The 24,053-nt window shown below is 66.1% G+C and carries 22 protein-coding genes; 15 read left to right on the plus strand and 7 right to left on the minus strand.

Annotated features, from left to right (window positions below; genetic code table 11):
• Positions 1–271: 271 nt before the first annotated feature.
• Positions 272–1,018: an SDR family oxidoreductase gene (locus CYD53_RS00865; RefSeq protein WP_103716634.1), complete on the plus strand. Its 747-nt coding sequence runs from the start codon at positions 272–274 to the stop codon at positions 1,016–1,018.
• Positions 1,019–1,256: 238 nt separating this feature from the next.
• Here the strand turns inward: CYD53_RS00865 and CYD53_RS00870 are convergent, their stop codons facing one another.
• The gene (locus CYD53_RS00870; protein WP_103716257.1) at positions 1,257–2,150 is read right to left on the minus strand and encodes a metallophosphoesterase family protein; all 894 of its coding nucleotides are present in this window, start codon (positions 2,148–2,150) and stop codon (positions 1,257–1,259) included.
• Between the two features lie 416 nt (positions 2,151–2,566).
• Here CYD53_RS00870 and CYD53_RS00875 point away from each other — a divergent pair, with 416 nt between their 5' ends.
• The 3 genes from CYD53_RS00875 to CYD53_RS00885 all read left to right on the plus strand — a co-directional run bounded on the left by CYD53_RS00875 (position 2,567) and on the right by CYD53_RS00885 (position 4,252).
• Positions 2,567–3,013 (plus strand): NUDIX domain-containing protein, encoded by a 447-nt coding sequence (locus CYD53_RS00875; RefSeq protein WP_245928056.1) that lies wholly within the window; start codon positions 2,567–2,569, stop codon positions 3,011–3,013.
• A gap of 67 nt (positions 3,014–3,080) precedes the next feature.
• A complete protein-coding gene (locus CYD53_RS00880; protein ID WP_103716259.1) occupies positions 3,081–3,530 on the plus strand; it encodes a hypothetical protein in 450 nt (149 codons plus the stop codon).
• A 221-nt stretch (positions 3,531–3,751) separates the two neighbouring features.
• Positions 3,752–4,252, plus strand: a complete 501-nt coding sequence (locus CYD53_RS00885; RefSeq protein ID WP_103716635.1) for a GNAT family N-acetyltransferase — start codon at positions 3,752–3,754, stop codon at positions 4,250–4,252.
• Positions 4,253–4,393: 141 nt separating this feature from the next.
• Here the strand turns inward: CYD53_RS00885 and CYD53_RS00890 are convergent, their stop codons facing one another.
• The 4 genes from CYD53_RS00890 to CYD53_RS00905 all read right to left on the minus strand — a co-directional run bounded on the left by CYD53_RS00890 (position 4,394) and on the right by CYD53_RS00905 (position 11,477).
• Complete coding sequence (locus CYD53_RS00890) at positions 4,394–6,490, minus strand: hypothetical protein (protein ID WP_103716260.1); 2,097 nt, start codon at positions 6,488–6,490, stop codon at positions 4,394–4,396.
• A 3-nt stretch (positions 6,491–6,493) separates the two neighbouring features.
• Complete coding sequence (locus CYD53_RS00895; protein WP_103716636.1) at positions 6,494–9,310, minus strand: DUF4159 domain-containing protein; 2,817 nt, start codon at positions 9,308–9,310, stop codon at positions 6,494–6,496.
• A gap of 215 nt (positions 9,311–9,525) precedes the next feature.
• Positions 9,526–10,440, minus strand: coding sequence for a DUF58 domain-containing protein (locus CYD53_RS00900; protein WP_103716261.1), 915 nt, complete (start codon positions 10,438–10,440; stop codon positions 9,526–9,528).
• Positions 10,441–10,454: 14 nt separating this feature from the next.
• Positions 10,455–11,477, minus strand: coding sequence for an AAA family ATPase (locus CYD53_RS00905; protein WP_103716637.1), 1,023 nt, complete (start codon positions 11,475–11,477; stop codon positions 10,455–10,457).
• Between the two features lie 234 nt (positions 11,478–11,711).
• Between CYD53_RS00905 and CYD53_RS00910 the strand changes: the two genes are divergently transcribed.
• The 5 genes from CYD53_RS00910 (at position 11,712) to opgC (ending at position 15,800) form a co-directional block, all read left to right on the plus strand.
• A complete protein-coding gene (locus CYD53_RS00910; protein ID WP_103716638.1) occupies positions 11,712–12,302 on the plus strand; it encodes a DUF1285 domain-containing protein in 591 nt (196 codons plus the stop codon).
• Positions 12,299–12,958, plus strand: a complete 660-nt coding sequence (locus CYD53_RS00915; RefSeq protein WP_103716262.1) for a CoA pyrophosphatase — start codon at positions 12,299–12,301, stop codon at positions 12,956–12,958. Before CYD53_RS00910 ends, CYD53_RS00915 begins: the two co-directional genes overlap by 4 nt.
• A gap of 21 nt (positions 12,959–12,979) precedes the next feature.
• The gene (locus CYD53_RS00920) at positions 12,980–13,237 is read left to right on the plus strand and encodes a DUF6111 family protein (protein ID WP_103716263.1); all 258 of its coding nucleotides are present in this window, start codon (positions 12,980–12,982) and stop codon (positions 13,235–13,237) included.
• The gene (locus CYD53_RS00925) at positions 13,234–14,526 is read left to right on the plus strand and encodes a CCA tRNA nucleotidyltransferase (RefSeq protein ID WP_103716264.1); all 1,293 of its coding nucleotides are present in this window, start codon (positions 13,234–13,236) and stop codon (positions 14,524–14,526) included. Before CYD53_RS00920 ends, CYD53_RS00925 begins: the two co-directional genes overlap by 4 nt.
• 131 nt (positions 14,527–14,657) lie before the next feature.
• Positions 14,658–15,800, plus strand: coding sequence for an OpgC domain-containing protein (gene opgC, locus CYD53_RS00930; protein ID WP_181011660.1), 1,143 nt, complete (start codon positions 14,658–14,660; stop codon positions 15,798–15,800).
• A gap of 42 nt (positions 15,801–15,842) precedes the next feature.
• Here the strand turns inward: opgC and hemF are convergent, their stop codons facing one another.
• Positions 15,843–16,730 (minus strand): oxygen-dependent coproporphyrinogen oxidase, encoded by an 888-nt coding sequence (gene hemF / locus CYD53_RS00935; RefSeq protein ID WP_103716639.1) that lies wholly within the window; start codon positions 16,728–16,730, stop codon positions 15,843–15,845.
• Positions 16,731–16,771: 41 nt separating this feature from the next.
• The gene (locus CYD53_RS00940; RefSeq protein WP_103716640.1) at positions 16,772–17,251 is read right to left on the minus strand and encodes a tRNA (cytidine(34)-2'-O)-methyltransferase; all 480 of its coding nucleotides are present in this window, start codon (positions 17,249–17,251) and stop codon (positions 16,772–16,774) included.
• Between the two features lie 207 nt (positions 17,252–17,458).
• Between CYD53_RS00940 and CYD53_RS00945 the strand changes: the two genes are divergently transcribed.
• From CYD53_RS00945 to CYD53_RS00970, 6 genes are all read left to right on the plus strand, one after another.
• Positions 17,459–17,683 (plus strand): helix-turn-helix domain-containing protein, encoded by a 225-nt coding sequence (locus CYD53_RS00945; RefSeq protein WP_103716266.1) that lies wholly within the window; start codon positions 17,459–17,461, stop codon positions 17,681–17,683.
• A gap of 409 nt (positions 17,684–18,092) precedes the next feature.
• Positions 18,093–19,958: an ABC transporter ATP-binding protein gene (locus CYD53_RS00950; protein ID WP_103716267.1), complete on the plus strand. Its 1,866-nt coding sequence runs from the start codon at positions 18,093–18,095 to the stop codon at positions 19,956–19,958.
• A gap of 222 nt (positions 19,959–20,180) precedes the next feature.
• The gene (gene petA / locus CYD53_RS00955; protein ID WP_281261237.1) at positions 20,181–20,732 is read left to right on the plus strand and encodes a ubiquinol-cytochrome c reductase iron-sulfur subunit; all 552 of its coding nucleotides are present in this window, start codon (positions 20,181–20,183) and stop codon (positions 20,730–20,732) included.
• A gap of 86 nt (positions 20,733–20,818) precedes the next feature.
• Complete coding sequence (locus CYD53_RS00960) at positions 20,819–22,102, plus strand: cytochrome b (RefSeq protein ID WP_103716269.1); 1,284 nt, start codon at positions 20,819–20,821, stop codon at positions 22,100–22,102.
• 7 nt (positions 22,103–22,109) lie between these two features.
• The gene (locus CYD53_RS00965) at positions 22,110–22,991 is read left to right on the plus strand and encodes a cytochrome c1 (protein ID WP_103716270.1); all 882 of its coding nucleotides are present in this window, start codon (positions 22,110–22,112) and stop codon (positions 22,989–22,991) included.
• 170 nt (positions 22,992–23,161) lie between these two features.
• The gene (locus tag CYD53_RS00970) at positions 23,162–24,040 is read left to right on the plus strand and encodes an S-methyl-5'-thioadenosine phosphorylase (RefSeq protein ID WP_103716271.1); all 879 of its coding nucleotides are present in this window, start codon (positions 23,162–23,164) and stop codon (positions 24,038–24,040) included.
• Positions 24,041–24,053 lie beyond the last annotated feature (13 nt).

A 24,053-nucleotide genomic window follows, 5' to 3' on the forward strand; every position in this document is an offset into this window, starting at 1 on the left:
TGGTGGGAGAGGGCAGGGTGAGGGGTCGGCCGTTTGACGCTTTGGCTGTGACCTCACCGCAGCCACGCTGTGAGGTTTTTACTCCACTGGTCCAGGGGCCTACACCTCACCCCTGCCCCTCTCCTTACAGGAGAGGGGTTCCCCGCGCCCTGTCCGCCATACAATTTCCGTCTCCGCCCAATCGCGAAAACGCATTTGTTGCCGGCGGCAAATCTCACCAATGTCGCGGACCCCGAGAAAAACGGATCCCAACAAAACCTGAGGAAGCATGATGAGATTGAAGGGCAAGACGGCGCTGATCACCGGCGCGGCACAGGGGTTCGGGCTCGGCATCGCCGAGACCTTCGTGCGCGAGGGCGCGCGGGTGGCTGTGCTCGACATCAATGCCGACAAGGCCAAGGAAGCGGCCAAGGCGATCGGCCGCAAGGCCTTCGCCGTCGGCTGCGATGTCGGCAAGGGCAAGAGCGTCGACAAGGCGGTGGAGCGCGTGCTGGCGAAGTTCGGGCGGCTCGACATCGTCATCAACAATGCCGGCATCAGCCATCGCAACCAGCCGATGCTGGATGTCTCCGAGGAGGAGTTCGATCGCGTCTTCGCGGTGAACGTGAAGTCGATTTACCTGATGGCGCGCGCGACCGTGCCGCATTTCCGCGAGCATGGCGGCGGCGTCATCCTGAATATCGGCTCGACCGCCGGCATTCGGCCGCGCCCGGGCCTGACCTGGTATAACGGCTCCAAGGGGGCAGTGAACCTGCTCTCGAAATCGATGGCGGTGGAGCTTGCGCCCGACCGCATCCGCGTCAACGCGATTGCGCCTGTTGCAGGCGAGACGCCGCTGCTCGCGACCTTCATGGGCGAGGACACGCCGGAGAAGCGCGCACAGTTCAAGGCGACGATCCCCTGGGGCCGGCTCTCGACGCCGCAGGACATGGCCAATGCGGCGCTCTATCTCTGCTCGGACGATGCCGAGATGGTGACGGGGACGGTGCTGGCCGTGGACGGCGGGCGCTGCATCTGAGAGGGCCTGCCAATCCGCCATCGCGGCCGCCTGACGCGACGTTCTGCGCTTCCGGTGCTCACGGAGGTTGATGGGGGGGCGTTGCGTCTGATGCAGAGCGTCATCCCGTGCGCGTCGCGGCGCGAAGTGCCGCTACGCAGACACGGGACCGTCATCAGGAAAAGGCGCCCTTATCGTCGCGCGGTCCCGCATCTGCGCGGCGGCATTGCATGCCGCAGCGCGTGCGGGATGACACCGCTCAGACCGGTTTCGCGTGCAGCGCGATGTCCTGGCGCAGCATCACGGTGCCGTCGGCCTCGAAGCCGCGCTGCTCGACGCTGATCTGGGGGGCGCTTGCGTCGCCCTCGATCTTGAACAGATGCCAGGTCGCCCTCTCGCCATGGCCAAGCGGGCCGATCGAGGCCGAGGGCACGCCGACGATGGGCACGTCGCGGCCCAGCCCCGGCCGCCAGGCCAGCGAGAATGTATGGTTGTGGCCGTGCAGGATCAGATCGGCGCCGCTGCGCGCGAGCATCGCCTCGAAAGCCTCGGCATCGACGAGCTCGCGCGCGCGCCGCGCCCCGCCGACATAGGGAGGATGATGGATCAGCACGACACGGATCAGCCCCTCGTCGCGGGCCCGATTCAGCAGGACCTCGGCCTTGGCGATCTGCGCCTGGCCGAGGCGCCCCGTCGCCATGAGAGGCAGGGTCGGAATGCCGCTGTTGAGGCCGATCAGCGCGACCGGGCCACGACGACGATACCAGGGATAGCCGGCCGCGCCCTCGTCATCGGCGCACCACGGGCCGAGATGGCTGGCAAGCGGCTTCAGGGATGAGGGGGCATAGGCGTCGTGATTGCCCGGCACGAAGCTGACGGAATCGCGGGGGCCGAGCGTGTCGAGAAAGGTGACGGCTGTCTTGAATTCGTTGGGAAGGCCGATATGGGCGACATCGCCGGTGCAGGCGACATGGTCGGGCGCCTGTGCACGGATATCGGCGACGATCAGCGCCAGCACGTTCATGTCATGGGCGTGGCGCCGCTTGCGCCGCCAATTGACATAGCCCGTCGCACGCTTGCCCAGGAGCTGGTGCAGCGAAAAACCGGCGAGAGGGCCGAGATGGGGGTCGGACAGATGCGCGAGCTTGAACACAGCCTAAGCGCTTGCCCTTGCCGCCCGCCAGCCGTCAAGCGCGAAAGATGCGTCGATAGCGACGCAAGCCTCGCGCTGGTCGGCTCAGTTGGCGGTGCCGGTCAGTTCGGAGACGATGAACGAATCGGTCAGGGTGACGGCGGGCTTCCAGACATAGGCCGGCTTGGCGCGCAGGCGAGCAATAATGAAAGAGAGTAGCATGACGGGAGTTCCTGTTTGTGAGGCTGTCTTCTCTGCCTCGTTTGCGGCGCGTTTGTGACGTAACGGAACCGGAAACGGGCCTCTGCCATGCGTTATTTGCATAGACAATTAGGAGTTCGTTTGGATTTGACGAGTCCATGACCGTGGAACGCACATCAGAGCCCCCTTCTGACCGGCCGCCGGGGGCCGAGACCGGTCGAAGCTTGCCGCAAAAGATGCTTGGCCGGCTGCTGCACCTCTATTTCCGCATTGTGCGAGGCATGACGCTGGGCGTGCGGGCCGTGGTGCTGGACGACGAAGGCCGCGTCTTCCTGGTCCGCCATACCTACACCCCCGGCTGGCACCTGCCGGGTGGCGGCGTCGAGGTCGGCGAGACGCTCGAGGCGGCGCTGGCCAAGGAGCTGCGCGAGGAGGGCTGTATCCGGCTGACGGGGCCAGCGATGCTGCACGGCATGTTCTTCAACAGGGCGATGTCGCGGCGCGACCATGTCGCGGTGTTCGTGGCGCGGGAGTTCGTGGTGGAGAGCGTCAAGCAGCCGGACCTGGAGATCGCCGAGTCGGGGTTCTTTCCGCTCGACGCGCTGCCGGAGGGGACGACGGCGGGGACGCGGCGAAGGCTGGGGGAGGTCGTGGAGAGGCGTATGGCGGGTGTGGACTGGTGAAGTCCGTTCAGCATGGGAATTGGCCGCCCGCTTCCCTGCTGTTCGATTTGCAACGGGGACTCGGAAGATGTCGATCAAGGCTGAAGAGTTCGACGACCTTAGGGCTTGGTGCGCTCTCATGATCGAGCTTGCTATACCGTTGCCACCCGGTCTTCCGTTGGAAGCGCACCCGATTACGCTGCTAGACGCAATGGCAAACAAGGCGCCATCACGTGCACGGCAGGGGCTCGCAATGGCAATTGGTGATTTAGTCGAAGCGACGGCTCATCTTGCACCTGCCGATATTGCAAACGTTGACGCACACTTTTCCAAGGCCAATTTGCCGACGCTTTCCACCATCCGGCTTCGCTTTCAGAGGCAAATAAATGGCATCCTGAGGCGGGGGGCGGTTCGGAACGAAGTTGAATACCACGCCCTTCGCAATGTGGCGGAAAGCGCTATCGACGAAGGAGACCAGCGGCGGCTTTGGGCATTGCTCGACGCTTACAAGGGGGAGCGGACAGAGCGGCGAACTTGAATGTCTGCAATGGCCCGGAGCCGGACCCTTCCATCCGAGGCAATCCCGATGGACGCCCGCCCGCCACTCTGCTACAGCCCGCCGCCATGACGAACGGGCAACGCCTTTCCACCCTGCGACGACCGGCGCGCTGAGCGCGCCCTCGAGGCATGCCGCCGATGCGCGGCCATGTCCTCGCCATCCTCTCCGCAGGTTTCTGCCCGCCCGCAGGTTTGCCCGTCATGACCTCCTTGCCTTTGACCATTCGCCATGAGCTTCCCGCCGATGCCGCCGCGATCGAGCGCCTGCATGAGCGCGCCTTCGGGCCGGGGCGTTTCGCGCGCACGGCTTTCCGTCTGCGCGAGGGCGTGCCGCCCGATGCGAACCTGACCTTCGCCGCCCATGTCGGCACGTTTCTGGTCGGCTCGATCAGGGTGACGCCGGTTTCTGCGGGCGGCAACACCGCTCTTATGCTGGGGCCGCTGACGGTCGATCCGGCTTTTGAGGGACGCGGCATCGGGGCGGCCCTGATGAACCGCTCGATCGAGGCGGCGCGGGCCGCAGGGTACGACCTGATCATGCTGGTGGGGGATGCACCCTATTATGCCCGCTTCGGCTTCAGGCCGATCCCGCCGGGCCAGCTCGTCTTGCCGGGGCCGGCAGACCCGGCGCGTTTCCTCGCGCTCGAACTGGTCGAGGGCGTGCTGGCGCAGCGCAAGGGCGCCGTCATGGCGTATCGCTGAGGGGCGTGTCATTCCGGGGCTCGGCGAAGCCGGGAACCCGGAACCCATGACTGGGTGAGGCCTTGGCTATGCGCCGTCGAAAACGCTCGCCCGGTCGTGGGTTCCGGGTTCGGCCCTTTGGGCCGCCCGGGAATGACAGGGTTATGCTGTGTCCGGGCGTCGATTGAACCTGCGCCCGCTCTCGCCCAGCCAGCCGGCGACGAGCGCGCCGAACAGCAGCGCCAGACCGAGCAGGCCGATGAAGAGCGGCGAGATCTGGACGCCGCGCACGATGCCGGAATCGCTGATGCGCAGGCCGATCCAGTCAGAGCCGGCGAATTGCGATCCGGACCGTATCGGCACGATGCGCGGAATGGTCACGTTCGAGCCGATCTCCTGGCCGATCCGTCGTGACGAGCCGCCGCTGGCCTCGGCCAGGGTCTGAAGCTGGGCCGGGTTGCTGACCACCTCCATCAATTCGCGCGGATTCTCGGGGCCGACACTGGCGAAGGCGGTGAGATTGTCGGCCGCGACGCGGTGCAGGCCGAATTCGCTGGTCGGGATGCGCGCGGTGAAGAGGCCGGGCCGGCCGGCTTCGAGCGGCACGGAGCGCGATTGCCCGTCCGGTCCCGTGATGGTCACGGGGGAAGGCGTGTCGCCCAGCGTCTGGCGCTCGACTTCGATGACGCCGCCGCGGGCCGAGGCGCGCAGCGCTTCCTCTTCCAGCTCCGGTTCCTTCATCAGCCAGTGGCTGAGCCGGCGCAGCAAATCGAGATAGGGGCCGCCATCGCGAAAGCCGCGCGCCCAGAGCCAGGCATGGTCGGAGAGGAAGAGCGCGACGCGGCCCTTCTGCTCGCGCGCCAGCATCAGCAAAGGCCGCTCGCCGGGGCCGGTCATCACGGCCGAACCGGTGCGGGCGCGGGCGCCGACCATGCGCAGCCATTCGCCCCAGCGCGGCGGCTCGACCTCGGAGCCCGGCAGGTCGCGGGTGACGGGGTGGCGCTTGCCGGGTTCGCTGACATGGGCGCGATAGGCCTCGTCGATCACGGAGCCATCCGGCACGGCAGGCAGGATCTGGCCCAAGGGCGTGCGCGACAGGCTTTGCGAGCCGGCATATTCCGGCCCGGCCGCGATCAGCAGCGCGCCGCCCTCGCGGACATAACGGACGATGTTGTCGAAATAGATCAGCGGCAGGATCGATTGGTTGGCATAGCGGTCGAAGATGATCAGGTCGAATTCCTTGATCTTGACCTGGAACAACTCGCGCGTCGGGAAGGCGATCAGTGAAAGCTCGTTGATCGGCGTGCCGTCCTGCTTCTCCGGCGGGCGCAGGATGGTGAAATGCACGAGGTCGATATTGGCGTCGGCCTTGAGCAGGTTGCGCCAGGTGCGCTCGCCCGGATGCGGCTCGCCCGAGACCAGGAGCACGCGCAGCTTGTCGCGCACGCCTTCGATGGTGATCACGGCGCGGTTGTTGGCGAGGGTGAGCTCGTTCTCGAGCGGATCGGCTTCGATCTCGACGACATTGGGGCCGCCGCGATCGATCCGGATCGGCACCTGCACGATCTCGCCGGCGGTGACCTCGCGGCGCGCGATGATCTCGCCGTCGCGGCGGATGGTCAGCCCGGCCCGGCCCGGTCCGCCTCTCTCGACGACGCGCAGGCGGACGTTCTGGTCCTTGCCGACGATGCCGAAGCGCGGCGAATCGACCAGCACGATGCGGCGGTCGATCTCGGCGTTGCGCCCCGTGGTCAGCACATGCAGCGGCGCGCGCAGGCCGAGCGCCTCGGCATTAGAGGGGGCGTCATGGGCGAGGCCGTCGGTGATCATGATCGCGCCGGCGACGCGCTCGGAGGGCACGTCGGCAAGGCTTGCGGCCAGCGCCTCGAACAGGCGGGTGCCGTCGCCCGAACCTTGCGCATCGCGAACCTCGACGATACGCGATTCGACATTGTTCAGGCCGCGCAATTGGCGCTCGACCTCGGCCTGGGCGGCCTGCGTCTGTGCCGCGCGGTCGGCCAACCGGTTCGAGCCGGAGCGGTCGACCACGACCGAGACCACGTCCTTGACCGGCTCGCGGTCCTCGAAGACGAGCGAGGGGTCGGCCAAGGTCAGCGTCAGCATGACGAGCGCGAGCGCGCGCAGGATGGCGCTGCGCCCCGCCAGCACGATTGCCGCGCCGGCTGCGAGCGCAGCCAGCAGGCTCAAGCCTATCAGCAGCGGCAGCGGCACCAGCGGGGCAAAGGAGAGGCTCCACATGACCTATTGTCCCAGACGCTCGAGGAGGGCCGGGACATGGACCTGGTCGGCCTTGTAGTTGCCGGTGAGCGCATACATCACAAGGTTGACGCCGGCCCTGAGCGCCATTTCGCGCTGGCGCGGATCGGAGCCCGACAGCGGCACCAAGGCGTCGCCGCGCCGGCCGACGGCCCAGGCGGAGGCGAGGTCGTTGGAGGTGATGACGATCGGCGAGACATTGTCGCCGGCACGCGCCGGGCGGCGGCCGTCCTCGCCGGCAGGGGGCAGGATCTCGACCCAGGTCGTGCCGGTGTCGTAGCGGCCGACGAAGCCGTCGAGGATGTAGAAGGTCTTGGTCAGGACATGGTCGCGCGGCAGCGGTTCGAGCTCGGGAATGTCGAGCGTCTGCAGCATGCGGCGCAACTGTTCGCCCTCGGGAGTGGTGCCGCCGCCGGGCCGTGCGCTCATCGCGTCGCGGGTGTCGAAGATCACGAGCCCGCCGCCCTTCATATAGGCTTCGAGCTTGCGCAGGGTCTCGGCGGCGGGGATCGGGCGGCCCGCCACGATCGGCCAGTACAGCACCGGAAAGAAGGCGAGTTCATCGCGGTCGGCATTGACGCCGACGGCCTCGCCGGGTTCCAGCGCGGTGCGCGCGCCGAGCACGATGTTGAGACCGGCAAGCCCGGCCCTTGACATGTCGTCGACGGCCTTGTCGCCGGTGACGACATAAGCCAGCCGGGTCACGGCACCCGCTGCGAAAAGCTCGCGCGGGATCGGCGGGCGGTCGTCCGCCGGGGCTGCCGGCACGGCTTGAGCGCGCGCCATTTCCGGCGTTGCGGTGCCGACGAGCACGAGCGCCAGCAGGATCGCTGCCGGCGCGGCGCGCCCTGCACGGCGCGCAATGTTCAGCCGGCCGCCGAGCCAGAGCGTCGCCAGCGTGTCGGCGATCAGGCACAGCAGCGCCAGCACCAGCAACTGCGGGCGGATGTCGAACGCGACCGGCTTGTCGACCGGCAGGATCGGCGCGCCGAGCGCTGCCAGATCGATCGCGCTGAGGCTGTCGGCCGGGTTCAGGGCGTTCACCGCGAGCGAGCCGTCGGTGGGGCCGTAGATGCCTGGCGGATGCGCCAAGGTCGCCCGTCCGGCGAAGGTCCGGGCCACCGGCTGGGCGGTCGCGGGCGGACTGCGGAAGGCGCCGTGGCCATCGAGCACACGGGTCGGCGACAGCGTGTCCACGCGCGCATCCTCTCCTTTAGCCTCGCTCGGCCCGGTTCCGGCAAGGTTGACGACTTTGCGCAGCATATCGACGAACAAACCCGAGAGCGGCAGGTTCGACCATGTCGTGTCGGCGGTGACATGCATCATCGCGATCATGCCGTCGCCACGGCGTTCGCCTGTGACGACCGGCGTGCCGTCCTCCAGTGCAGCCCAGGTCTTCCTGGCGAGGTCAGCCTCGGGCTCGGCCAGGATTTGCCTGGAGACGCGGACATCGTCGTTGATGGCGATGCCGAAGAAGGGGCTCTCGCGCGTAAAGGGGGCGAGCTTGCGCGGGGTCTCCCAGGAGAGGCCGCCGCCGAGCGTGCGGCCGCCACGGCGCAGGCGCACCGGCGTGAGGTCATCGGTCGCTGCCGCCAGCCGCGCTCCGGCGAAGCGCAGCAATACGCCGCCGCGCTGGATGAAGCTGTTGATCTTGCCGACCGTGTCACCATCGAGCGCGCCGATATCGGCGAGCACCAGCACGGAGAGGTTTTGCGCCAATAATTCGCCGATCGGGTCGGTCGAACCCGGGCGCGGCTCGCGGATCTCGGCGAAGGGGGAAAGCGCGCGCGAGACGTAGTAGGTCGGTGAAAGCAGCGGCTGGGCCGTGTCGGTGGTGGTGCCGGAGACGATGCCGACGCGCCGGCGCTTGGCGCGGTCGTCGAGCAGCGCCACGGCGGCCGCGCTGCGCTCGCCCACGATCTCGATCCGGGATACGGCGTTGCGAACCTCGATCGGCAAGGTCAGGCGCGCCGAGGTCTGCAGGTCCGAGCCGTTGAAGATGAAAGGCGCGTCGCCGAGCGGGAGCCCCTTGAGATCGAGTGCGCGGACATGGCCCGTGGCAGTGGCGGCGCCGGTGGGGCGCAGCACCTTCACGGCAAGCGCGCCGGCGAGGTTCTCGGGCGATGTCAGGGCGAGCTGGCCGGGGGAGCCGGCATGGATCGAGAGCCGGCGGGCATCGGCTTCCTGCTTCAGCCGGGCGAGGAAGGGGCCGTCATCCGCGATCGAAAGGCCATCGCTGACCCAGACGGTCTCGGCCTCGGGCGCGCTGCGCAGGAAGGCCTCGATACGCTGGAGATGGGCGGAGCGGTCGGGCGCATGCGGCTGCAGCGCCAAGGCGCGCAACCGGTCGAGCGCGGCACGAGGCTCCGACAAGGTGATTTCACCGGGCGCCTCGGCAAGGCCGACGATGGCGACGGGGCGGCCTTCGCGGGCGGCGGCGGCGAGGCGGGATTCGGAGATCGCCTGCCGTTCGGGCCAATCCGTCGCAGCGCCGAAACCGTTATCGATCAGCAGCAGCATCGGGCCGCGCATCGGGCCGGCCTCACGCGGCGGATTCCAGACCGGGCCGGCGACGGCGAGGATCGCGAGCGCCGCGACGGCCATGCGCAACGCCAGCAGCCACCAGGGCGTATGGGCCGGCATTTCCCGTTTGGCGATGAGGTCCGCCATGATCTTGAGCGGCGGAAAATCGATGCGTCTCGGGCGCGGCGGGGTCACGCGCAGGATCAGCCACAGCGCCGGCAGCAAAGCCAGCGCGGCGAGCGCCAGCGGGGCGGAGAAGGCGATCGGCAGGGAGCTCAACATGAGGGCTGCTCCCTCTCACTTGCCGGTTTCTCACTGAAACACCGCGTCCCGGATGCAGCCCTCGGGTCCGATCTTCGATCGGCCCAAGGATAAACTCCGCGAGGATCCGGGAGCCACCGTAGAACTCCGGAGTCCTTCCATGGATCCCGGATCTGCGCCGCTGCGCGGCTTGTCCGGGATGACGTAATGGTTCCGGGCAAATCTGTCATGGCCTAGCGCCCCGGGCCACGCGAAGCGGCGATCAGGCTGGCGATGCGCAGCACACCTTCGCTCGCCGGCCGGTCGGTGCGATGCAGCGTCAGCGTCCAGCCCGCCTTGCGGCAGGCTTCCTTGATCGCGTCACGATGGGCTTCCAGCCGCTGCCTGTATTCCTCGCCCCAGGAGCCGGCATCGCCGACCCTGAGCGACAAACCGTCTTCCAGGTCGAAGAGTTCCGCCTGGCCGGTGAAGGGGAAGGTCTCCTCGATCGGATCGGCGATCAGCAGGACATGGCCGCGCGCGCCCGATGACGCCATCGTGGCGATGCGCTTGGCCAGCGAGGCGGCGGGGGAGAGGCCGTCGGTGATGATGATCGCATCGGCCAAACGCGGCAGCGGCGCGTCCGGCGGCAGGTCGGCGTCTGCGCCCTTGGCGTCGACCAAGATCGCTTGCGCCAGCGTCTCGACGATGCGGCGCGAGGCAAGCGCGCGGGTCAGGCCGAGATGGCCGACGCGCTCGCCGCCCTCGACCAGCGTCTCGGCGAGGGCGAAGCCGGCGATGAGCGCACGGTCGACCTTCGAGGCCAGGGCGAGCGAGGAGGCAAACCCCATCGAGGCCGAGCGATCGATCCAGAGCCAGATCGCATGCGAGGCTTCCCATTCGCGTTCGCGCACGAAGAGATGGCCGTCACGGGCCGAGCGGCGCCAATCGATGCGCGAGGCGGATTCGCCGGTGACCAGCGGGCGATACTGCCAGAAGGTCTCGCCGGGGCCGGCGCGCCTGCGCCCATGGATGCCGTGCACGCTGGCCGAGACCCGTCGCGCCTCCAGGATCAGCCGGGGCAGACGCGCGGCGAGATCGAGCGAGGCGGTGAGAACCGGTCGGGCCGGTTGGCGTTCGGAGGTCCCGAGAACGCGCATGCGCAGCATTGTCGTGTCGCCTCCTATCCCAACCGTTCCACCAGCTTGGCGATGATGCCCTCGACGGTCTCGCCATCGGCGCGCGCGGCGAAAGTGAGCGCGATGCGATGCTTCAGAACGGGAATGGCCAGCGCCGCAACGTCGTCCACCGACGGGGCGAGGCGGCCTTCGACCAGCGCCCTGGCGCGGCAGGCCAGCGTCAGCGACTGGCTGGCGCGAGGCCCCGGGCCCCAGGCGAGCTTGTCGGTGATGGCGGCGTCGCCGCCCTCGGGCCTGGCCGAGCGCACGAGGTCGAGGATCGCATCGACGACGGTCTCGCCTACCGGCAGGCGGCGCACCAGTCGCTGCGTCGACATCAGCGTCTCGGCGGTCATCGCCTGGACGGGCTTGTGCTCGGTCGCGCCGGTGGTCTCGAGCAGGATGCGGCGCTCCGCCTCGCGGTCGGGATAGGCGACGTCGATCTCGAGCAGGAAGCGGTCGAGCTGGGCTTCGGGCAGGGGATAGGTGCCCTCCTGTTCGATCGGATTCTGGGTCGCGAGCACATGGAAAGGCGCCGGCAGGTCGTAACGCTCGCCGCCGATGGTGACATGGTGCTCCTGCATCGCCTGCAGCAGCGCCGACTGGGTGCGGGGGCTGGCGCGGTTGATCTCGTCGGCCATCAGCAATTGCGCGAAGACCGGACCCTTGATGAAGCGGAAATGACGCTTGCCCTCCGGGCTCTCGTCGAGCACCTCGGAGCCGAGGATGTCGGAGGGCATCAGGTCCGGCGTGAACTGGACGCGGCGGGCGTTCAGGCCGAGCACCGTGCCCATCGCCTCGACCAGCTTGGTCTTTGCGAGGCCCGGCACGCCGACGAGCAGGCCGTGGCCGCCGGCGAGCAGGGTGATGAGCGAAAGATCGACGACCTTCTGCTGACCGAAGATGACCTGGCCGATTTCCTTGCGCGCTGCACCGATGGCGCCGAGCGCGGCCTCGGCCGCTTCGACGATGCCGGTGTCGAGATTGATCGGCGGGTTGCTCTCCGCCGCACGGACTTGCGCCACCATGTCGATCTCCTTCACCCTTGTCGTCGCAGCTTGCGTCTTCTGGTCCCGGCGTCTTTGCTTCCGGCCCGTCCCGAACCCACAAGGCCTTGAGCCGTTGAGTGTGGACGGGTCGCCATGCCGGCTCAAGGGGCCCGATGGCGCGGTGCACATAAACTCCGCTTCACGATTATGTGGAGTTCAAGGCAAGAACACGATGCAACCAATATGCCGCATGCGGTGCAGCCGGGGTTTTCGATGACAGAATCCGTTTCCGCGATGGACCGGCTGCTGACCTCGCTGCGCGATGGCAAGGGCCGGGGGCTGCCGCCGGTCGAGCGCTGGAATCCGCCTTTTTGCGGCGATATCGACATGCGCATCGCTGCCGACGGCACCTGGTTCTATCTGGGCACGCCGATTGGAAGGCCGGCCCTGGTCAAGCTTTTCTCCTCCGTGCTGCGCAGGGATGATGGCGCTTACGTTCTCGTGACCCCGGTCGAGAAGGTCGGGATCACGGTCGAGGACGCGCCTTTCCAGGCTGTCGAGATGGCGGTGGACGGCGAGGGGGAGGGGCGCTCGCTGGCGTTCCGGACGCAAGTTGACGATGTCGTGAGCGCGGGGCCCGGCCATGCGATTCGTTTCGAGCGCGCGGCCAAGGGTGGGCTCAAACCCTATATTCACGTCAGGCACGATCTTTGGGCGCGGGTGACGCGGGCCGTGACCTATGACCTGCTCGCGCTCGGCGAGGTGCGTGAGGTCAACGGCTTGCCGATGTTCGGCGTGGCTGCTGGCGGCGTGTTCTACCCGGCGGTGCCGGCCAGCGAGATCGAGGACGGCGAGGCGGAATGACGGCGTTGAACCTGACAGCGGATGCGTTCGCGGCACTGGCGCTCGAACGGCTGCGCCACGAGCCGCCGGCACTTGGCGACCTGATCAGCCGTCTGCGCGGCGACCATGAGATGCAGCCCGAAGACTTGCAGTGCGAGCCGTTTGCCATGCCCGACGAGGCGACCGCGATACAGGCGGCGGTGCTGATCGGTATCGTGGCTCGCCCGGAGGGGCCGACCGTGCTGCTGACGCAGCGTGCGGCGGCGCTGCGCAGCCATTCCGCGCAAGTCGCCTTTCCCGGTGGGCGGGTCGATGCCGTCGACGGCTCGCCGGTGGTCACGGCGCTGCGCGAGGCGGAGGAGGAGATCGGCCTGCCGCGCCAGCAGGTGCGGACGCTTGGCTTTCTCGACGCCTATCTGACCGGCACGGGCTATCGCATCGTGCCGGTGGTTGCGCTGATCGAGCCGCCATTCTCGCTGACGATCAACCGGTATGAGGTCGATCAAGCCTTCGAGACGCCGCTCGCCTTTCTGCTCGACCCCGCCAATCACCATCGCGAGGGGCGCCTGTGGGAAGGCCGCTATCGCACCTACTATGCGATGCCGTTCGGGGAGCACTATATCTGGGGTGCAACCGCTGGCATGATCCGCAACCTCTACGAACGGCTCGCCGGCTGACCTGACTGGGAAGAAGCGCCGATGCTGCGTTCGCTGATCGAGGAGTTCCTGCTCTTCGTCCTGCCTTTCTGTGCCTTTGCGGCCTATCTCGTGATCAGGCGGCGCAATCCGCTCGATGTCGAGCATTGGAGTCCGCATCTGTTCCGGCTCTCCGTCGGGGGGCTTGCTCTGGGGATCGGCTTCTTCTTCGTCGCCGGATGGATCGCACCGCGGAACCGGGGCGCCTATGAGCCGCCGCATATGGAAAACGGCCAGCTCGTGCCGGGACGGTTCAAATGAACCAAGCGGCGACAATGCGGATCGCGGCCTTCCTGGCCCGCCCCGCCGTTGCTGCCGTGCTCGCGGCGCTGAACCCGGAGGGCGAGGAGACCCGCATCATCGGCGGGGCCGTCAGGAATCTCCTGCTCGACGAGCCCATCGGCGATGTCGATCTCGCCACCACGGCGCTGCCGCAAGAGACGATCCGGCTTGGGCGAGCGGCAGGTTACAAGGCGGTTCCGACCGGCATCGAGCATGGCACGGTGACGCTCGTCCGCGACGGGGCGAGCTTCGAGGTGACGACGCTCAGGCGCGATGTCGAGACCGATGGACGCCGCGCCAAGGTCGCCTTCGGGCGCGCCTTCGCCGAGGATGCGCTGCGGCGCGATTTCACCATCAACGCGCTGGGCCTTGATCGGCATGGCGGCCTTCACGACTACGGCGATGGGCTGGCCGATCTCGCCGCGCGGCGCATTCGCTTCATCGGTGATCCGGCCGAGCGCATCCGCGAGGATTACCTGCGCATCCTGCGCTTCTTCCGGTTTCATGCCCAGTATGGACATGGCGGCCCCGATCCGGCCGGGCTCGCCGCCTGCATCTCGGGACGTGCCGGGCTGGAGGGGCTGTCGCGGGAGCGTGTGCGGGCCGAGACGCTGAAGCTGCTGATCGCGCCGGGCGCCGCGTACGCCGTTATGGCGATGGCTGGAGCGGGTCTGCTGATGCCACTCATTGGCGGCGTGCCCTACCTCTCGCGTTTTGCGGCGATCGCGGATGGGGGCGGGCGGAAGCGAGGAGCGGCGGCACCGTTTCATCCCGCTTTCCGGCTGGCAGCCCTGGCTGTCGCTGTTGGCGAGGATGCGCTGCGGCTGCGCGAGCGATTGCGCCTCTCGAATGAGGAGTTCGACAGGATCGAGCGCATCGCGGCCGCGCTGGAGGCGTTGTCGGGGCAGGTACCCTCGCCGATGCTCGCCGCCCTGCGTCACCTGGCGCAGCGGATCGGGGTCGATGCGGTAGCCGCGGGGCTCATCCTTCTCACGGCGAATGCCGGCGAGCCGCAGCGGCTGGAGGCGCAGGCGCTGATCGCCGATCTCGGCCGGACGCCGCCTTTCCTGCCGAACGGCCGCGACGTTCTGGTGCATGGCGTTGCGGCCGGGCCGAAGATCGGGCGCGTTCTGGAGGCGGCGCGGAGCGCCTGGATCGACGCAGGCTGTCCGGCCGGGCAGGTTGAGCAGGCGGCTTTTGTCGAGGCGGCTGTCGAGATACTCGAGGGTGCCGCGACAGAGGCGGAGTTTACCAATCGGCAATCATGAATTGAAGCAATGGTCGTTTAGGCGCCCGCAACGCCAAGTTTTATCTGACCAAGGTTTGCGACTTCATAGATTGTTCTGCAACCTCCGGTAGGGTCGATGTATCGCTTCGCCAGGATGGTTGCAGGCTAATGATGAGTCGGATTCATTCCATCGATGCGGCTCGAGGACTCTGTCTTCTCAATATCTTTATCAACCACATCACTCTTGGTTTCAGTAAAGAAATATCGTTCTCCAAACTTGGCTTGTCGGATGCCGCCGAAATTTTCGTGCTGGTTTCGGGAGTTTCGACTTATTTGTTTTATGGAACGCTCCAGATCGAAGCCATGACTCTTGGCCTTTGGAGGCGCGCTATAAGATTGTATTTCGTCAATGCCATCATCGTCTTATCGACGTTGGGTGTGATAATGTCGATCGATCATTTCACGGGAGACCTTAAGATATTCGATCAAGACATTGTTGATGCGCTTCGATCGAACGAAGTCGAGCGTTCATTGTGGCTTATTTTCAGTTTTCAGCAAAGTGTCGGATATTCGGTCGTATTGAAATTATACATGTATTTTATGCTGTTGTGTCCGGCCCTGATATGGCTCTCTTCCAGAACATGGTGGTACTCGCTTCCTCCAGCGGTCCTCATCTGGGCTGTGGCCGGGCAGTTCGATCTGGTCCCGCGCAACAGCCTGACCGGGGAGCCGTTTGCGCTGACGATCCTGCCCTGGACATTGATCTTTACATGCGGAATTGCGCTCGGAGCCGCGATCAAGCAGGGCGTCGAAGTGCCGCAATCGCGCTTTCTCAAGATTTTGGCGTTCGCCTATGTGCTGGGATATGTGGTTTTCGTCACGCTGATAGCGCCTCATTGGCCGGCGGCGATTGATTGGTTCGCAACGCGCAACGATCATTTCTGGCTGGGCGGAAGCAAGACCTACCAGTCACCATTGCGGCTGCTGCACGCTCTGTCGCTGGTCTATCTGTTCATTTCCTGCCCAGGGGCACCTTTGATAAGGCTACTGCACCAGGCCAATCCGCGGGGCTTCCTTTGCCGGATGGGGCGCAGATCGCTGCCGATCTTTGCATTTGGTGCGGTGGTTTCGGTTGCCGCGGACGAGGCGCTTTTCGCCGCCCAGCATTTTTTCGGGGCAAGGTCTCTGCCATCGATCGCTGTCGAGCTTGTTTTCGTTGCGCTGGGCATCGCAGCCATGATCGCCATCGCAGATCGTCGATGGCCATTCCAACGGCCAAACCGCATCGTTGCAGAGCAGCCGATATCGCCTTAATCTTTTGCGCGACCGGGCTGCGGCGCACGGGCGCCGCTCACTTTACGGCCATCGGACGGTCGGCGGCAGCGATGAGAGGATCGAGTCGACATTGCCGCCGGTTTTCAGCCCGAAGATCGTGCCGCGGTCATAAAGCAGGTTGAACTCGACATAGCGGCCGCGCCGGACCTGTTGCTCGTGGCGGTCAGCCTCCGTCCAGGGCGTCGTCATGTTGGCGCGCAAGATGGCGGGATAGGCTCCAAGAAAGGCCTCGCCGACCGCTTGCGTGAAGGCGAAATCGCCTTCCGGTTCGCCCGACCAGACATAGTCGTAGAAGATGCCGCCGATGCCGCGTGGCTCGTTGCGATGCTTCAGGTAGAAATATTCGTCGCACCATTGCTTGAAACGGCGATAGTCGGCGATGGGCGCGAAGCGCTCGCAAGGGCCGCGCATCGCGGCGTGGAAGGCGATCGCATCCGGATCCTCCTGCGAGCGTCGCCGGTCCAGGACCGGGGTGAGGTCCGCGCCGCCGCCGAACCAGGGCTTCGTCGTCACCACGAAGCGCGTGTTCATGTGCACGGTCGGTGCATGCGGATTCCAGGGATGGGCGATCAGCGAGATGCCTGTCGCATGGAAGCGCGGATCCTCGGAGGCGCCCGGAATCTGGCCGGCGAATTCAGGCTGGAAGGTGCCATGTACGGTCGAGACATGGACGCCGACCTTCTCGAAGACGCGGCCCTGCATCACCGACATGACGCCACCACCACCCTCGGCACCGTCATGGTTCCTGCGCTGCCAGGGCGTGCGCACGAAGCGTCCCGGGGTCGAGGTCTCGGGCGGGAAAGGGCCGGTCGCCTCATCCTCGATCGCCTCGAACGCGGTGCAGATACGGTCGCGCAAGCTGGCGAACCAGGTGGCCGCGCGCGGCTTCATCGCCTCTGCAAGCGCCATCTGGGTTTGTTTGGCGCGGTCTTCCGCCGCCGTAGCCTCGGTCATCGTCCGTCCTCGCGGGCGGCTGGATAGCCACCGACCTGCCGCAAGGCTTCGCCCAGAACGATGGCGGCCGCAACCGCTACGTTGAGCGAGCGCAGGCCGAAGCGCATCGGCACATGCACGCTTGCCTGTGCCGCCGCATAGACCTCCGGCAGGACGCCGGCGGATTCCCGCCCGACCATGATGATGTCGCCCGGCTGGAAGGCGAAGGCAGTGTGCGTGGTTGCCCCGTCGGTCTCGGCCAGGATCAGGCGGTGGCCGGCCGCGCGCCGCCAAGCGTCGAAGGCAGCGAAGGAATCATGGCGCGCGATCGCGGCTCGTTCGAGATAATCCATGCCCGAGCGCCGGAAATGCCGATCAGAGACGTCGAAGGCTGCGGGCTCGACGATGTCGACGGTGACGCCGAGACAGGCGCAAAGCCGGATCATCGTGCCGGCATTCTGCGGGATGTCGGGCTGGTAGAGGGCGAGGCGCAACATGGCCGCCGTCATGGGCCGGTGGCTCGACGGGCGTCAAGAAGGCCGAAGGCGATTTGCAAGGATGGAGGCTTGGCGCCCGGTCCGCATGCCTGGCGCAAAGCGCCGGCCGTGGGCGGCGCGCCCCTTGGTTTAACCAAGCATTAACCGTTTTCTCGGCCTCATCCGGCTTTCCTGAGCTGGAGCTGGGGGCTCTCGAAGGACAATGTGATGCACGATTTCAACCCCGATCCGCACGCCACGGACCATCTCGTCGGGCGTCCGGTGGCCGATGTCGAACGTGAGCTGATTCTGGCCACGTTGAGGGAAACCGGCGGCAACCGCACGCATGCGGCCAATATGCTCTGCATATCGATAAGAACCCTGCGCAACAGGCTCGGCGCCTATGCGTCCGAAGGATATGACGTACCCGAGCCCGGGCAGGCGTCGCAATAAAGCAGGCTTTTTATCGCTTTCTGCCGAAAACACGCCGCCGTCCCGGGCCTCCCTTCAGGCGTCCGGGATGATGGCGTGTTTTCGGCCTGAGCCAGTCTGCATCAGCGCGCATTGGCGACGGGCATGGCTGTCGGCTGCGCATGTCGAGACGCTCATTCCCTTCAGACCGGGGCGGGCGCTGTCCGTGCCCGGCAACGATCCGGCCGCGCTTGCGGCGCGGCTTGGGAGTTGTATTGCCCCTTGCCGGACAACACATTGCGGGCGCGGCTGCCGAGTGGCGGCTCCTGACGTGATTGGCCTTTGCTTCAGCTGATACTCGACCGTCTCACCCCGGTGTGGCCGGGGCTAGTCTTTTTCCAGAACGGTTTACGCCTTAATTTCAAAGATATACGGGATTAATCAGACGATTATGTTCGCCGCCCTGTTCCGCTATCTCGAAACCCGCATCGATGTGTTCGCGCCTTTCGACGAGCGCGAGACGCCGCCGCGTGGCGTGTGGCCCTTCATGTGGCACCATATCAAGGGCGTGAAGGGCTGGATGGCCCTGATCATGCTGACGGGGCTCGCCTTCAGCGGCATCGAGGCGCTGATGTATCTGATGGTCGGCTGGTTCGTCGATCTCCTGGCAACGCAGTCGCCGCAGACGATCTGGAGCGACCACGGCTGGCTTCTGGCCGGCGCGGCCTTCCTGCTCGTCGTCGTCCGGCCAATCGTCTATTTCGCCAACCACGCCATCGTCGACCAGGTCGTGGTGCCGCAGATCACCAACCAGATCCGCTGGCGCAACCATGTCTATACGCTTGGCCACGCGCTCTCCTATTTCCAGAATGATTTCGCCGGGCGCCTCTCGGCGCGCGTCATCCAGGCGGGTCAGTCGATCCGCGGCGCGACGATCGAGGTCATCGACGACCTCTGGTACGCGTTGATCTTCGTCGCGGTGGCTCTTGGCTTCTTCGGCAAGACCAGCCCCTGGCTCGCCTTGCCGGTGGTCGCCTGGCTTGCGGCCTATGTCGCGCTGCTGATCTATTTCGTGCCGCGCGCAAAGAAGCGCTCGGAGGCCAATTCGCTCGGCCGCTCCTCTACGACGGGGCGTATCGTCGACGCCTACACCAATATCCTCACCGTCAAGCTGTTTGCGCGCGCCGATGCCGAGCGCTCGTCGGTGCGCGATTCGCTGACGCGCTGGAACGCCTCCTTCCTGCATCTCTCGCGCCTGATCACCGGCGTCAGCGTCATCCTGCAGACGATGAACAGCTTGCTCGTCGTGGTGACGGCCGGCCTGAGCCTCTGGCTCTGGAGCCATGGCGAGATGACGCCTGGCGCGGTTGCCGCTGCGATCGGCCTCGTGCTGCGGCTGGTGCAGATGTCGGGTTGGCTGATCCATCTCGTGCGCGGCGTCTTCGAGAATATCGGCTCCGTGCAGGAAAGCATGGAAACGATCGCCAAGCCCCACGACCTGACCGACGCGCCCGACGCCGTGCCGCTCGTCGTGGACAAGGGCGGTATCCGCTTCGATCATGTGCGCTTCAATTATGGCCGTCAGGCCGGGCTCTTCGAAGATCTGACCCTCGACATCAAGCCGGGCGAACGCATCGGTCTCGTGGGTCCTTCCGGCGCCGGGAAATCGACGCTGGTGAATCTGCTGCTCAGGCTCTATCCGGTCGCCGGCGGGCGCATCCTGATCGACGGCCAGGATATCGCGCTGGTGACCCAGGACAGTCTGCGCGCGCAGATCGGCATGGTGACGCAGGACAATTCGCTGCTGCACCGTTCGATCGGCGACAACATCGCCTATGGCCGTATCGGCGCGACGGAGCGCGAGATCATCGCGGCGGCCGAGCGCGCCTCGGCCCATGATTTCGTGCAGGGCCTCAGCGATCAGGACGGCCGCCAGGGCTTCGAATCGCGCGTCGGCGAGCGCGGCGTCAAGCTCTCGGGCGGGCAGCGCCAGCGCATCGCGATCGCCCGTGTTCTGCTCAAGGACGCGCCGATCCTGATCCTGGATGAGGCGACCTCGGCGCTCGATTCGGAGGTCGAGGCGACGATCCAGGAGCAATTGACCAGCCTGATGCAGGGCAAGACGGTGATCGCAATCGCGCACCGGCTCTCCACCATCGCCGCGCTCGATCGTCTGATCGTGCTCGATCAGGGCCGGATCGTCGATTCCGGCAGCCATGCCGAGCTGGTGGCGCGGGGCGGGCTCTATGCCAGGCTCTGGTCGCGGCAATCGGGCGGATTCCTGGCCGCCACCGACTCCGAAATGGTTTCGGTTTGAATCTCTGCTGCATCGCCTCCAGCCTCGCGTCGCAAGAGGGAGGGGCGAGCGCACCGCAACAGTAGACTTCGTCCAAACTGCATGCCAAAGAGCGCGACAGTGACGTGCCGTCGCATTGCGGTGGTAACGACACGCCCGTAAGACCGGATTCAGGCGATAATTTCGAGTCATTCCAGACTTGGATGAATTGCCGGGCCAGAGCGACTTGCAGAGGATTGGATCGTGGCGCACGCGACCGATACGACATCGACCGAAACCACTCGCCGCGACTTCCTCATGCTAGCGACCGGCGCGGCCGGCGTCGTCAGCCTGGGCGCCGTCGTCGTGCCGCTGGTGAGCCAGCTCGCTCCCGACGCGCAGACGATCGCCGCCGGCGCGCCGATGGATGTCGATCTCGCCCCGATCGCCGAAGGACAGGCGATCAAGCTGTTCTGGCGCGGCAAGCTGATCTTCGTGCGGCACCGCACCAAGAAGGAAATCGACGAGGCGCTGGCGGTCGATATCTCGACCTTGCGCGACCCGCAGACGGACCAGCAGCGCACCAAGCCGGGCCACGAGCCCTTCCTCATCGTCTATGGCAACTGCACCCATCTCGGCTGCGTGCCGCTGGGCAACTCGCCCGGCGACCCGAAGGGCGATTTCGACGGCTGGTTCTGCCCCTGCCACGGCTCGCACTACGATTCCTCCGGCCGCATCCGCAAAGGCCCCGCGCCGCTCAACCTGCCGGTGCCTCCCTACGCGTTCAGCGCCGACACCAAGATCAGGATCGGCTGAACCATGCCGGCTTCCTCTGGTTTCCTTGCGGGTCTTCCCTGCCCGACGCGCCTTCGCCAAGACGACACAGCCCCGAGGCATTCCTCATGAGTGGTCATAGCTCCTACGTTCCGAAGTCGGGCATCGAACGCTGGCTGGATGTGCGCCTGCCGATCGTGCGGCTGATGCATGATTCGGCGGTGTCCTACCCGACGCCGCGGAACCTGAACTATTTCTGGACCTTCGGCGGCATCCTGACCTTCATGCTGGTGGCGCAGATCGTCACCGGCATCATCCTGGCGATGCACTACACGCCGCAGTCGACGCTGGCCTTCAACTCGGTCGAGCACATCATGCGCGACGTGAACTATGGCTGGCTGCTGCGCTACCTGCACGCCAACGGCGCCTCGATGTTCTTCGTCGCCGTCTATGTCCACATCTTCCGCGGCCTCTATTACGGCTCCTACAAGGCGCCCCGCGAGGTGCTCTGGATTCTCGGCGTGGTCATCTTCCTGCTGATGATGGCGACCGCCTTCATGGGCTACGTTCTGCCCTGGGGCCAGATGTCGTTCTGGGGCGCGACCGTCATCACCAACCTGTTCTCGGCGCTGCCGGTCATCGGCGAGACGATCGTGACCTTCCTCTGGGGTGGTTATTCGGTCGACAATCCGACGCTGAACCGCTTCTTCTCGCTGCACTATCTGCTGCCGTTCATGATCTTCGGCGTGGTGATCCTGCACATCTGGGCGCTGCACGTCGTCGGGCAGAACAACCCGACCGGCGTCGAAGTGAAGAACGTCGCCAAGGACACCGTGCCGTTCACGCCCTATGCGACGATCAAGGACATCTTCGCGATGGTGGTTTTCACCATCGTGTTCTCCTGGTTCGTCTTCTATCAGCCGAACTTCATGGGCCATGCCGACAACTATATCCCGGCCAACCCGGCGGTGACGCCGTCGCATATCGTGCCTGAATGGTACTTCCTGCCGTTCTACGCGATCCTGCGCGCCATCCCCGACAAGCTCGGCGGCGTGGTCGCCATGGGCTCGGCCATCGTGGTGCTGGCCTTCCTGCCCTGGATCGATACCTCCAAGGTTCGCTCGATGTCCTATCGGCCGATCGCGCGCCAGCTCTTCTGGGCCTTCGTGGCTGTCTGCATCGGTCTCGGCTATCTCGGCGCCATGCCGGCGGAGGGTGGCTATGTCACCGCCTCGCAGATCTTCACGGTGCTGTATTTCGGCTTCTTCGTCGCCCTGTTCATCATCGGCTTGTTCGAGCGGCCCCAGGCGCTGCCCAACTCGATCGCCGACTCCGTGCTGGACACGCTGAAGGGTGGCTCGGGAGCGCGCCTGGCCACCGCCACCGCTTCAGAACCGAACGCCAAGGGCTGACGAAACCATGACGACCACTTCGTTTCGCCTGGCTCTCGCCGGCCTCGCCGCGGGCCTCTCGCTCTCCCTGACGGTCCCGCCGGCGCTTGCCGCCGAAGGGCGCGTCGAGCCGCCGGCGCAGAGCTGGTCCTTCTCCGGGCCCTTCGGCAAGTTCGACCGCGCCCAGCTGCAGCGCGGCTACAAGGTCTACAAGGAAGTCTGCTCGAGCTGCCACTCGGCAACGCTGGTCCGCTTCCGCAATCTGGCGCAGCCGGGCGGTCCCGAGTTCTCCCGGGGGCAGGTCACGGCGCTGGCGGCGACCTTCCAGGTCAAGGACGGCCCCAACGATCAGGGCGAGATGTTCGACCGGCCAGGCCGGGCTGCGGACGCCTTCCCGTCGCCGTTTCCCAACGAGCAGGCGGCGCGCGCGGCCAATGGCGGCGCCTATCCGCTCGACTTCTCGGTTCTGGCCAAGGCGCGCACCTATGAGCGCGGCTTCCCGCGTTTCATCTTCGACATCTTCACCCAGTATCAGGAGCAGGGGCCGGACTATATCCACGCGCTCCTGACCGGCTACAAGGATGCGCCGCAGGGCTTTCCGCCGCTCCTGCCTGGCCAGAACTACAACGAGTACATGCCGGGCCATCTGATCGCGATGCCCAAGCCGATCTCTGATGGGCAGGTCGAGTATCCCAAGGGGGCCGACGGCAAGTCGCCGGTGCCTGAGACGGTCGATCAATACGCCAAGGACATTGCGGCCTTCATGGTCTGGATGGCCGAGCCTCACCTCGAGGAGCGCAAGCGCATCGGCCTGTTCTGGATCAGCCTCATGGTGATCCTGGCAGGGCTGCTCTACTACACCAAGAAGAAGGTCTGGGCCCGCATGCCCGACGGCTCGCCGCTTCACTGAGCGGGTCGTGACGATCAGGAAGGCCCCGGCGACGGGGCCTTTTTTGTTACGGCGCGCTCTTTGCTCATTTTTGCGCAATGCTCTGGCTGCCCGGTTGTCGTCACAACCGTCATACAAAGCTGATCTGTCCTGCCCATGGATCTCTCCCGTCTGACATCGAGGAATCACGCATGAGCGAAGCCGTTCTGGGAATCATCGGCGGATCGGGCATCTACGATCTGCCGGGTCTGACCGATCTGCGTGAGGAGCGCATTGAAAGCCCCTGGGGCGAGCCTTCCGACGCCCTGCGGATCGGCCGCATCGGCAAAACCAAGATCGTCTTCCTGCCGCGCCATGGCCGCGGCCACGCGATCCCGCCCTCGGAGATCAACTACCGCGCCAATATCGACGTGCTGAAGCGCGCCGGCGTCACCGACCTCGTCTCGCTCTCGGCCTGCGGCTCCTACAAGTCGGAGCTTTATCCCGGCCTGTTCGTCCTGGTCGACCAGTTCGTCGACCGCACGTCGCGGCGTGAGAGCACCTTCTTCGGTACGGGGTGCGCTGCCCATGTCTCCTTCTCGCATCCGGTCGGTCCGGTGCTGCAGGCCCGCATCGCCGAGGCCGCCACGGCCGAGGATCTCGCCTTCGTGCGCGGCGGCACGCTGGTGACGATGGAAGGGCCGCAATTCTCGACCTATGCCGAATCCCTGACCTATAAGGGCCTCGGCTATGACTTGATCGGCATGACCGCGATGCCCGAGGCGAAGCTCGCTCGCGAGGCCGAGATCACCTATGCGACCGTGGCAATGGTCACGGATTTCGACTGCTGGCACCCCGAGCATTCCATCGTCGACGTCGCCTCGGTGGTCGCGGTGCTGCACGGCAACGCCGAGAAGGCGCGCCGGCTGGTGGCGCGGCTGGCGCTGGATTTTCCGGCTGAGCGCGAGCCCTGTCCGGCCGGTTCGCACAACGCGCTCGACTACGCCATCATCACCGCGCCGGAGTATCGCGACCCGGCCTTGCTGGCGAAGCTCGATGCGGTGGCCGGGCGGGTGCTGAAGGCCGGCTAAGCGGCGCGCTCTT

It is taken from the genome of Allobosea psychrotolerans (assembly GCF_002917105.1).
Classification (GTDB): domain Bacteria; phylum Pseudomonadota; class Alphaproteobacteria; order Rhizobiales; family Beijerinckiaceae; genus Allobosea; species Allobosea psychrotolerans.